Annotated in this window: 10 protein-coding genes and 1 pseudogene; 9 read left to right on the forward strand and 2 right to left on the reverse strand. The window is 55.2% G+C overall.

The features are described 5' to 3' along the window. The first annotated feature begins 11 nt into the window (after positions 1–11). The 9 genes and pseudogenes from Q4577_RS20300 to Q4577_RS20340 form a co-directional block, all read left to right on the forward strand. Positions 12–791 carry a glucose 1-dehydrogenase gene (locus Q4577_RS20300; RefSeq protein WP_368397947.1) on the forward strand — a complete coding sequence of 260 codons (780 nt, stop codon included), beginning with the start codon at positions 12–14 and terminating at the stop codon, positions 789–791. A 65-nt stretch (positions 792–856) separates the two neighbouring features. Beyond that, positions 857–2,089, forward strand: coding sequence for an iron-containing alcohol dehydrogenase (locus tag Q4577_RS20305; RefSeq protein ID WP_303472347.1), 1,233 nt, complete (start codon positions 857–859; stop codon positions 2,087–2,089). Next, entirely contained in the window at positions 2,079–3,527 is a 1,449-nt protein-coding gene (locus Q4577_RS20310) for an NAD-dependent succinate-semialdehyde dehydrogenase (protein ID WP_303472349.1), read from the forward strand. The genes Q4577_RS20305 and Q4577_RS20310 overlap by 11 nt, the downstream gene beginning before the upstream one ends. A gap of 6 nt (positions 3,528–3,533) precedes the next feature. Continuing rightward, the gene (locus Q4577_RS20315; protein ID WP_303472351.1) at positions 3,534–4,523 is read left to right on the forward strand and encodes a 3-hydroxyacyl-CoA dehydrogenase; all 990 of its coding nucleotides are present in this window, start codon (positions 3,534–3,536) and stop codon (positions 4,521–4,523) included. Further along, positions 4,520–5,452 carry a 3-keto-5-aminohexanoate cleavage protein gene (locus tag Q4577_RS20320; RefSeq protein WP_303472353.1) on the forward strand — a complete coding sequence of 311 codons (933 nt, stop codon included), beginning with the start codon at positions 4,520–4,522 and terminating at the stop codon, positions 5,450–5,452. The genes Q4577_RS20315 and Q4577_RS20320 overlap by 4 nt, the downstream gene beginning before the upstream one ends. Before the next feature lie 187 nt (positions 5,453–5,639). Further along, complete coding sequence (locus Q4577_RS20325) at positions 5,640–6,701, forward strand: TRAP transporter substrate-binding protein (protein ID WP_303472355.1); 1,062 nt, start codon at positions 5,640–5,642, stop codon at positions 6,699–6,701. 2 nt (positions 6,702–6,703) lie between these two features. Next, the gene (locus Q4577_RS20330) at positions 6,704–7,345 is read left to right on the forward strand and encodes a TRAP transporter small permease subunit (RefSeq protein WP_303472357.1); all 642 of its coding nucleotides are present in this window, start codon (positions 6,704–6,706) and stop codon (positions 7,343–7,345) included. Next, on the forward strand, positions 7,342–8,703 hold the full coding sequence (locus tag Q4577_RS20335) for a TRAP transporter large permease subunit (RefSeq protein WP_303472359.1): 1,362 nt from the start codon (positions 7,342–7,344) through the stop codon (positions 8,701–8,703). Before Q4577_RS20330 ends, Q4577_RS20335 begins: the two co-directional genes overlap by 4 nt. A gap of 76 nt (positions 8,704–8,779) precedes the next feature. Further along, positions 8,780–8,957, forward strand: a pseudogene (locus tag Q4577_RS20340) (IS6 family transposase); the annotation flags it as partial. On the opposite strand, the gene Q4577_RS20345 reads toward Q4577_RS20340, so the two are convergent. Continuing rightward, a complete protein-coding gene (locus Q4577_RS20345; RefSeq protein WP_303567646.1) occupies positions 8,942–9,289 on the reverse strand; it encodes a hypothetical protein in 348 nt (115 codons plus the stop codon). The pseudogene Q4577_RS20340 and the gene Q4577_RS20345 sit on opposite strands and share 16 nt — an antisense overlap. A 350-nt stretch (positions 9,290–9,639) precedes the next feature. Further along, the gene (locus tag Q4577_RS20350) at positions 9,640–9,903 is read right to left on the reverse strand and encodes a hypothetical protein (protein ID WP_303472361.1); all 264 of its coding nucleotides are present in this window, start codon (positions 9,901–9,903) and stop codon (positions 9,640–9,642) included. Positions 9,904–9,984 lie beyond the last annotated feature (81 nt).

Raw genomic sequence — 9,984 nt, forward strand, 5'->3', positions numbered from 1 at the left:
AGGAGGAAGAAATGACAAACGAAACACCAATCCCTCGAAAGGGTGAAGCCAAGGTTGTCCTGATCACAGGCAGCAGCCGCGGAATTGGTGCCGCTACGGCGATCACAGCCGCTGCAAAAGGTTACGACGTGGCGATTAACTATGCAGGCAACAAAGCGGCTGCGGACTCCGTCGCTCAGCAAGTACGTGATCACGGCCAGAACGCGATTGTTGTTCGGGGTGATGTAGCCCGCGAAGAAGACGTTTTGGCAATGTTCCAGGCGATTGACGCGGAATTTGGACGTCTGGATGCTTTGGTGAACAACGCGGGCGTTGTGGATCTGGTCAGCAAGGTCGAAGACATGACCGCCGAACGTATGCGCCGTGTGTTTGATGTAAATATTCTGGGCGCTTTCATGTGTGCTCGTGAAGCGGTGAAGCGTATGGCGGTCTCCAAGGGCGGGCAAGGTGGTTCGATTGTGAACCTTTCTTCTGTTGCAGCGCGTTTGGGTGGTCCGAATACCCAGGTTGACTACGCTGCCTCAAAAGCTGCGGTCGAAGTCCTGAACAAGGGGCTCGCCCATGAGGTGGGTGGTGATGGCATTCGCGTGAACGCCATTCGCCCGGGCATGATTGAAACTGATATTCATGCCTCGCTTGGCAATCCGGACCGTATCAAAGGTCTGCTGCACACCGTACCAATGGGCCGTTTCGGCACCGCCAGCGAGGTTGCGGATGCGATTGTCTGGCTGATGTCAGACGAGGCTTCCTACGTAAATGACGCCATTCTGGATGTAAGCGGCGGCCGGTAGCGGCCACGCTGGAACGAAAATGCACTGAGACCAAGGGGTTTCAGATCAAAGGGAAGACGAAAGAAATGAACACTTCATTTGGTATCATGCGCGCCCCCGATGCGGTTCTGTTTGGCTCTGGCCAACGCCAGGCATTGGGTCGCGTTGCGGCTGAATTTGGTACCTCAACACTGATCTGCACCGACGAGCGTTTTGCCGATTGCGCGGAAATGCAAGAGATGTTGACTTCACTGGAGACAGCGGGTGTTGCGGTGAAAGTGTTCTCTGGCACGCAGCCAGAATTGCCGATTGATGGCATCGTTGAATGCCAGAAAGCCTATGCAGATTATCGCCCTGACAGTGTGATCGGTGTGGGGGGTGGCAGTTGCCTAGATATGGCGAAATTTATCTCTTTGCTGATGACCCATGGCGGCGATCTGTCTGACTACTACGGTGAGTTCAACGTGCCGGGTCCGATCATTCCGGTGATTGCGATCCCAACCACATCCGGCACCGGTTCCGAAGTGACCCCGGTTGCGGTTGTCGCGGACAACGCGCGCGATCTGAAGGTGGGTGTGTCCAGCCCATATATGATCCCGAAAGTCGCGATCTGTGACCCTGAATTGACGCTGACCTGCCCTCCGGGCCTGACAGCGGTGGCCGGTGCAGATGCGCTGACCCATGCGATCGAAGCCTTCACAGCAATCAATCATGAAGCGACACCAGATATTGGCTATGAGCGCGTATTCGTTGGTAAAAACCTTCTGAGTGACCAGTTTGCACTGAGTGCCATCACTGAAATCAGCGCCTCTTTGGTTGAAGCTGTTGAAAACGGTAGCAACCTCGAAGCGCGCAGCCGCTTGATGATGGGTGCATTGCTTGCGGGTATGGCCTTTGGCGCTGCGGGCACCGCTGCCGCCCATGCAATCCAATATCCGGTTGGCGCGATTACCAAGACTGCGCACGGCTTGGGTGTGGCCTCCCTGATGCCATACGTTATGCGCTTCAACGCGGATGGTCGCGAAACAGAATACGCTGAAATTTCCCGCGCGATGGGTTCTGAGAGCAAAGACGTCAAAGTCTTGGCCGAAGAAGCAATCGAGCGCGTCCGCGCGCTGTTTGCTGAAGTTCGCATTCCAGAAACGCTGGCAGATCTGGGACTGGAAGAAGACCGCCTGGACTGGGTGGCCTCGCAATCTATGTCCGCAGCCCGTCTGATCAATAACAACCCTCGTAAACTCGATATCGAAAGCATCACCACACTGGTGAACTCTGCTTTCCACGGAAAGACTGAACAGGAACTCGCAAATGCCGTTTGAATCCGCAAATCTCCCGACAAACCTATTCATTGGTGGCGAATGGATTGAAGGTTCAGCCGGAGATCGTATCGACGTCCTGAACCCTTCTGATAATGCGAAATTGGCGGATGTTGCTGATGCCACCATCGAAGATGGTATTGCGGCTGTGAACGCGGCGGATGCAGCAGCGGGCGCCTGGAAAAACACAACCGCCCGCGCGCGTTCGGACATTCTGCGTCGTTGCTACGATCTGATGTTGCGCGATGCTGAATCCCTCGCGCGTCTGATTTCTTTGGAAAATGGCAAGGCGTTGATCGATGCACGTGGCGAAGTGTCTTACGCTGCAGAATTCTTCCGCTGGTATGCAGAAGAAGCGGTGCGCAACATTGGCGAAATCAGCACGGCCCCAGTAACAGGTGCACGCATTGTTGTTCAAAACCAACCCGTTGGGATCGCGCTTCTTGTGACACCATGGAACTTCCCTGCCGCGATGGCGACCCGCAAGATCGGTCCCGCATTGGCGGCGGGTTGTACCTGTATCCTCAAGCCAGCGACCGAAACACCATTGACGGCCTATGCAGTTGCGGCGCTTCTGGAAGAAGCTGGCGTACCGAAAGGCGTCGTGAACGTGATCACCACCACGCAAACCAGCAAGGTTGTGAGCGCAATCATGGATGACGCTCGTGTGCGCAAGATTTCCTTCACAGGGTCGACTGCGGTTGGCCGTATCCTTCTGAAGAAGGCGGCTGAAACCGTAATGAAATCATCCATGGAACTGGGCGGCAACGCTCCGTTTGTGGTCTTTGACGATGCCGACATCGACAAGGCGCTCGACGGTGTGATGATCGCGAAAATGCGCAACGGTGGCGAGGCCTGCACAGCTGCAAATCGCATCTATGTTCAGAAAGGCGTTCATGACGAATTCGCAAAACGCCTGACCGAACGTATGGCGGCCCTGACCGTGGATGACGGAGTGCTGGAAAGCACGCAATGTGGCCCACTGATCAACGCTGACGCCGTTGAACGTGTGAACGGATTGGTCGAAGACTCGGTGAAACGCGGCGCGAAGGTTCTGACCGGCGGTAAGCCGCTTGAACGCGACGGCTGCTTCTTCCCGCCTACCGTTCTGTCCAATGTCTCTGCCGATGCAGAAATGATGAACGACGAAATCTTTGGCCCAATTGTACCAATAGTCTCCTTTGACACAGAAGCAGAAGGCATCGCAGCCGCCAACGATACGGAATATGGCTTGGTTGCTTACGTCTATACCAAAGACCTTAGCCGCGGCATGCGGGTTTCAGAAGCCATCGAAGCAGGCATGATCGCGCTGAACCGTGGTCTCGTGTCTGATCCAGCTGCGCCATTTGGTGGGGTCAAGCAAAGTGGTCTGGGCCGTGAAGGCGCGCACCACGGTATGCTGGAATACATGGAACAAAAATACATCTCGGTTGAGTGGTAAGCACAGATGACTGAGATGACGCCGTCCCCTTCCAAAGTAGCGATCGTTGGCATTGGCCTGATCGGTCGCGCCTGGGCCAACGTCTTTGCCCGCGCGGGCTGGGACGTGGCTTTGTGGGATGAAAATCCAGAGGCCTTGGCGGCGGCGCCGGCCCTTGTGCGGGACTCGCTTTTTGAATTGACAGAACATGGTCTTGTGCAAGACCCTGAGGCCGGAGCAGGACGAGTCCGTGCGGCGTCTTCGCTTGAAGATGCTGTGGGCGATGTTGATTTCATTCAGGAAAACGCACCTGAACGTATTGAAATCAAAACAGCGCTGTTTGAGCGTTTGGACTCTCTGGCTCCTGCTCATTGTATCATCGCGTCCTCCGCGTCAGCGCTGGTGGCGTCGCGGTTTACCGAGGATCTCCCGGGCCGAGCACGTTGTGTGATTGGTCATCCCGTAAACCCGCCGCATGTTATTCCCGTTGTGGAAATCTGCGGCGCGCCCTGGACTGATCGGGATGTGATCCGCCGCGCGACTGAAATCTATCAGTCGGTGGGGCAGGAAACCGTTGAGATCAAGAAAGAGATAAACGGCTTCGTCCTGAACCGGATGCAGGCGGTGTTGCTGGCCGAGGCCTTCCGCCTTGTCGGCGAGGGCTATGTCTCTGCCGAAGATCTGGATAAAACCATCAAGCACGGTCTTGGGCGCCGCTGGTCCTTCATGGGGCCAATGGAAACCATTGAATTGAACGCGCCTCAGGGCATCGCCGATTATTGCAACCGCTACAGCGAAATGTTGTTTGGTCTGTCCAATACCCCGGTTGAGGCTGAGATTTGGGGCGAAGAAAATTGTCAGCGCGTGGCTAACAGCTGGGGCGCGGCCCCGACACAGGAATTTGTGACGCAAAAAAGCGTTTGGCGCGATGATCGCCTCGCGGCTTTGGCTGCATATCTGAAAAAACAGGGTGCTTACACGGCGCCTCGTTCCGCAGGAAAGGGCTCGGAAGAATGAGCAAGAATAACAAAGTCATTATCACATGCGCGGTTACCGGATCAATCCACACACCGTCCATGTCTCCGTACCTGCCGGTCACGGGACCCGAGATTGCAACCGCTGCGATTGAAGCTGCCGAAGCGGGCGCGGCGATTGTGCACCTGCACGCCCGGAACCCAGAAAATGGCGAACCGGACCAGAGTGTTGAAGCGTATGAGCCGTTCCTCGGTACCATCAAGCAAGCCACTGATGCGGTTCTGAACCTGACAACTGGCGGGTCTCAGACGATGACAGTTGAAGAACGCGCGCAGCCTGCGATTGTGTTCAAACCAGAAGTTGCCTCTCTGAACATGGGGACCATGAACTTCGGCCTGTTCCCAATGCTCGACCGCTATCCTGATCTCAAGCATGAATGGGAGCGCGACTATCTTGAAGGTTCCAAGCACCGTTTCTTCCGCAACACCTTTGCGGACATGGAATTTATCCTGACCGAATGTGCGGCCAACGGTACCCGTTTTGAGATTGAATGCTATGACATTGGGCACCTCTACACACTGGCGCATCTGGCGGATCGTGGCCTGGTGAAACCACCGTTCTTCGTGCAATCCGTGTTCGGTATCCTGGGCGGTATTGGCAACCATGAAGAAGACATCATCCATATGCGCCGTACAGCGGACCGCCTGTTCGGGGATCAATACGAATGGTCCGTGATCGGCACTGGTCGTCACCAGATCCGCGTCGGCACAATTGCCGCCGCTCTGGGTGGCAACGTCCGCGTTGGTCTGGAAGATTCCCTTTGGGCTGGTCCCGGTAAACTTGCGAAAAGCAGTGCCGAGCAGGTCCGTACCATGCGCACCATTCTGGAGGCGCAGGGGCTTGAACTGGCGACGCCAGCAGAAGCCCGAGAAATGCTGCAGCTGAAGGGAGGCGACCAAGTCAACTTCTGACGGCAGCATATAGAACAAATCAAAATGGTTGATCGAACTTCCGTCAGGTGGGCTATATTTGATTTGCGATCTCAGATCACAGAAAATGATCTGTACCTGATCGTCAAAAGAAGCCCTTGAGGGGTCAGTTCAAAGGAGCTGCGACTTTTTGGGGAGGAAAGTAAGTGAATGACAATGGAGGGCAAAAATGTCTGAAACTAATAGAAGCAAGCTGATGTCGCTGACCACTCTGATGGGTGCCGCAACCGTGGCCTTGTCCACTTCTGTATCTGCGGGTACGACTAAAATCGACGTTGCAAGTGTTTTCGGCACAAGCAACTATTTGGGCCAAGCTCTGCTGCGCGTGACTGACGACATCCGCACAATGACCGACGGTGAGCTGGACATGAAAGTCCACAATCCAGGCGACCTTGTTCCACCACTGGAAACATTCAACGCTGTTTCTTCCGGCGCGGTTGAAGTCGGATTTGACTGGGTCGGTTACTGGTCTGGTACAGTTCCTGTGGTTTCCGTCTTCGGCGGCCTGCCATTTGGTCCAAACGAAACCGTAATGAACTCTTGGGTGTTCGATGGTGGCGGTAAGGAAATCCTGAACAAAGCCTATGAACCCTATAACATTCACGCTGTACCTTGCATGATCTCCCCACCGGAAACCGGTGGTTGGTATTCCAAAGAGATCACTGGCCCAGAAGATTTTGACGGTCTGTCCATCCGTATCGCGGGCTTCGGTGCGAAAGTTCTGAACAAATTGGGTGCATCCACTCAGCTGATCCCAGGTGGCGAGATTTATCTTGCTCTGGAGCGTGGTCGTGTTGACGCGGCAGAATTCGCTACACCAATGATCGACATCTCCATGGGCTTCAATGAAGTTGTAGATCACTACCACTTCCCAGGCTGGCACCAGCGCGCAAACTGGGACACCCTGATGTTCAACAAAGCGACCTGGGACGGTTTGTCTGACAGCCACAAGCGCACTGTTGAAGTTGCATGCCGTGCAAATATTCAACGTGCACTGTCCGACCATATGCCGCTGCAAGCAGCTGCGATGGAAAAATTCCGTGCCGAGGGCGTTCAATTCCACCGCTTCCCAGACAGCGTTCTGGCTGAGCTGAGCGCTGCATGGGCTGAAGTTCGCGCAGAAGAATTTGCGGACAAGCCACTGCTGAAAGAAGCATTTGAATCCCTGGCAGCGCATGAAGCGATGTTTAACGACTGGGATCACCTGCAAAGCCTGAAGCACGGAGAATAAGAATGGAACAAACCGGTACTGCGCCATTGAACGTGCGCGGTGCGGTCCTCTGTTCGAACCTAGCCCGACCATTGGTCGGGCTAGGGCTCTATGTGGGCCGGATCACAAGTTGGCTAGTCTTGGCGGTGATGCTGACCGTTCTGACCACAGTCATTATGAATGCCATTGGCGCGAATGAAATTGCGCACTGGGAAGACAAGGTTCTTCTGTTTGGCAAAGCCATCACCATCAACTCTGTCACAGAGCTGCAATGGCATTTTTTTGGGGTTCTTACCCTGTTTGGCAGCACTTATGCGCTGCACAAAGACACCCATGTCCGTGTGGACCTTTTGTATCACAACCTTAGTCCGCGCGCGAAAGCGATCGTGGATATCACCGGGCACCTGATTTTCTTGATCCCGTTCTGCCTTGTCATTGCGTGGCTGTCGCAACACTTTGTCAAGATTGCCTATTTCTCAGGTGAGGAATCCACCTATGGTGGCCTGACCGATCGGTACCTGATCAAAGCAATGCTGCCCATCGGGCTCGTGTTCCTTGCGATCGGCGCGATTGGGCAAATCTTCCAGAAACTCGCGGTCGTTCTGGACCCCGACACTCACTACAAGCCTTCCGAGGCCGAAGAAATTCCCGGAGTTCTCGCATGATTGAGTTCATTTCCGAGTACCATATGGCGATCATTATGGTGCTCTCTTTGCTGACAGGGATCTTCTCTGGCTATCCGGTGGCCTTTATCCTCGGTGGTCTTGGAATCCTCTTTGCCATTATTGGCGGCATTCCATTCGCCTTCCTGGGCACTGTCGGTTCGCGGATTTTTGGGGGCGTCATCGAGAACTGGCTGTTCCTTGCGATCCCGCTCTTTGTCTTCATGGGGCTGGCGTTGGAAAAATCCGGAGTGGCAAAGAACCTACTGCTGACGCTGCAAAGACTATTTGGCAAAACGCCTGGAGGTTTGGCGATCTCTGTGGCGATCCTTGGTGTGGTCATGGCTGCATCTACAGGCATTATCGGTGCGTCCGTTGTGATGCTCGGTTTGTTGTCGCTGCCGGTGATGCTGAAACAAGGCTACAAGCCTGAAATGGCCTGCGGCGTGATCGCTGCATCTGGCACCTTGGGAATCCTGATTCCACCATCGATCATGCTTGTGATTATGGGGTCCATTCTCGAAATCTCTGTAGGCGCATTGTTCAAAGCGGCCTTCATCCCGGGATTGATGCTGGGCGGTCTCTATGTGGTGTACATCTACACGACTGCGGCCATTAAGCCCGAGTGGGCTCCACCCGCAGATATAAACGATGAAGACGCAGATCGGACACCGCTTATATTTGCGTTGATGCGTGACCTGTTGGGTCCGGTGTTCCTGATCGCTGCCGTTCTGGGTTCCATCATGCTGGGTATTGCAACGCCAACAGAAGCCGCCGCGATTGGCGCGATAGGCAGCTTGCTTTTGGCTGCTTTCGCGCGCGAGCTGACCCTCAAGAACCTGCGTTCCGTCGTCAGAAGCACGTCTGACACCTCAGCGATGATCCTCTTTGTTGTGATCGGGGCGACTTGTTTTTCTGTGGTCTTCAAGCGTCTTGGTGGCGACAGCATGATCGAAGATCTGATCACCGGCACGGGCCTTAGCCCTTACGGCCTGCTGATCCTGCTAATGGGTCTGATCTTTGTTCTCGGGTTCTTCCTGGAATGGGTTGAGATCAGCTTTGTGATCCTGCCATTGGTTGTCCCGGTTGTGGAAGTGCTGGAATTTGGAAACGGCCTGTCCGGTCAGCCGCTGATGGTTTGGTTCGCTATTCTGGTTGCGATCAATCTTCAAACCAGCTTCCTGACGCCGCCCTTTGGCTATGCGCTTTTCTACCTGAAGGGTATCACGAAAGGTCAGATCAGCATCGGGACCATCTACCGTTCGATCCTGCCGTTTGTTGGCTTGCAGGTTTTTGGCTTGGTACTTTGTATTGTACTGCCACAGATCGTACTTTGGTTACCGGGAATGATCCCGCAGTAAGCGATGGAACTGACTTTAGATGGGAATATTGCATTAATCGGTTGGTCTGGCCTGTTTCACGCTTTTGAGGTTGGACTTGCCGCGCAAATCCCCGTTCAAGCATCATCGCTTTCCGCGTGAAATCATCTTGTGTGCTGTGCGTTGGTACCTGCGTTAACCCACTATCCTATCAGGATGTGGTTGATCTCCTGGCAGAGCGCGATGTCACCGTTGACCGGTCGACCATCTATCGCTGGGTTCAGAAATTCGGCCCGGTGCGGCGTGTCACCTGCTCCTCGGCGTGGGTGCAGCGCTGCCGGTTGTCGCGCTTGCGGTGCTGCCAAAGCTTTTCCGGCAAATCCGGCCAGCGGGTGCATTTGAACGCCTCCAGCTTCTCCACCAGTTTGGTGAATTTTGCCTTTGGCACCCGCACCCGGCGCGGCGATCGCACCTCATTGGCCGATATCACCAAATGCAAACGCGGATGCTCGGTCTCCCAATGCACCCGCCCCCAAACAAGCTGGCGCGGTGCACGCTTGGCCACATAGGCCTCGGCCAACTCAAACAGCACCGCCTCGCCCTCTGTCTTGGTTTTTTCCTTCACCACCTTTGGAAGTGCAATGATATCATGATAGCACCAGTTGCTCCCCTGTCGCGGACGCAAAAACCGGGCGTTGTCTTCAAAGGCCCGCGTCACCACGTCCAGATCACCGATGTCCCCTATGAGGTTGCGGCTGAAACTACGGCACGGGCTATCTCACGCGCCCTGCCCTTCAGCTCTGCCCGCCTCAGCGCCGCGCGCCACATAGGCCACGAGCTTGCCGAAGGAGCGCGTTTTGTGACCAAGCGATCTGAGGATCATCGCCGGAACGGGGTCAGAAAGTGATCAAGGCCCGCCCGCATCTGGTGCAACCGCTCCAGCGTCTCGGGCAAGACACGCGTGCGCCCCAGCGGACTTTACCGCATTGCGGTCAGCAAATCATAGAGCCGCAACATGATGGCAAGAAGCCCGTCGATCCGCTTGGCCACGGCCTCGGGCGGCAAGTACCGATCTTCGCGGTAGGCCTGTGCCTCCAGCCAAAGCTGTTCGCCTGGTTTTCGCAAACGCCCCGCGCGCGCCTTGAGGGCGCGGTATCCACTTGGGGACAGCATGATCGTCACACGCTGTTTGCGCGCTCGATACTGCTGCCAGGACTGCCTGTGGTATTCTGATCGAGACATGGATGTTGACCTGCCCCCTGCTGGTCCCTCATTCATAATGAGAGTCTGCAGGTTGAATCTGGGTATTCGGCTTCCGCGTCT

This window comes from Marinovum sp. 2_MG-2023 (genome assembly GCF_030548265.1).
Lineage (GTDB): Bacteria > Pseudomonadota > Alphaproteobacteria > Rhodobacterales > Rhodobacteraceae > Marinovum.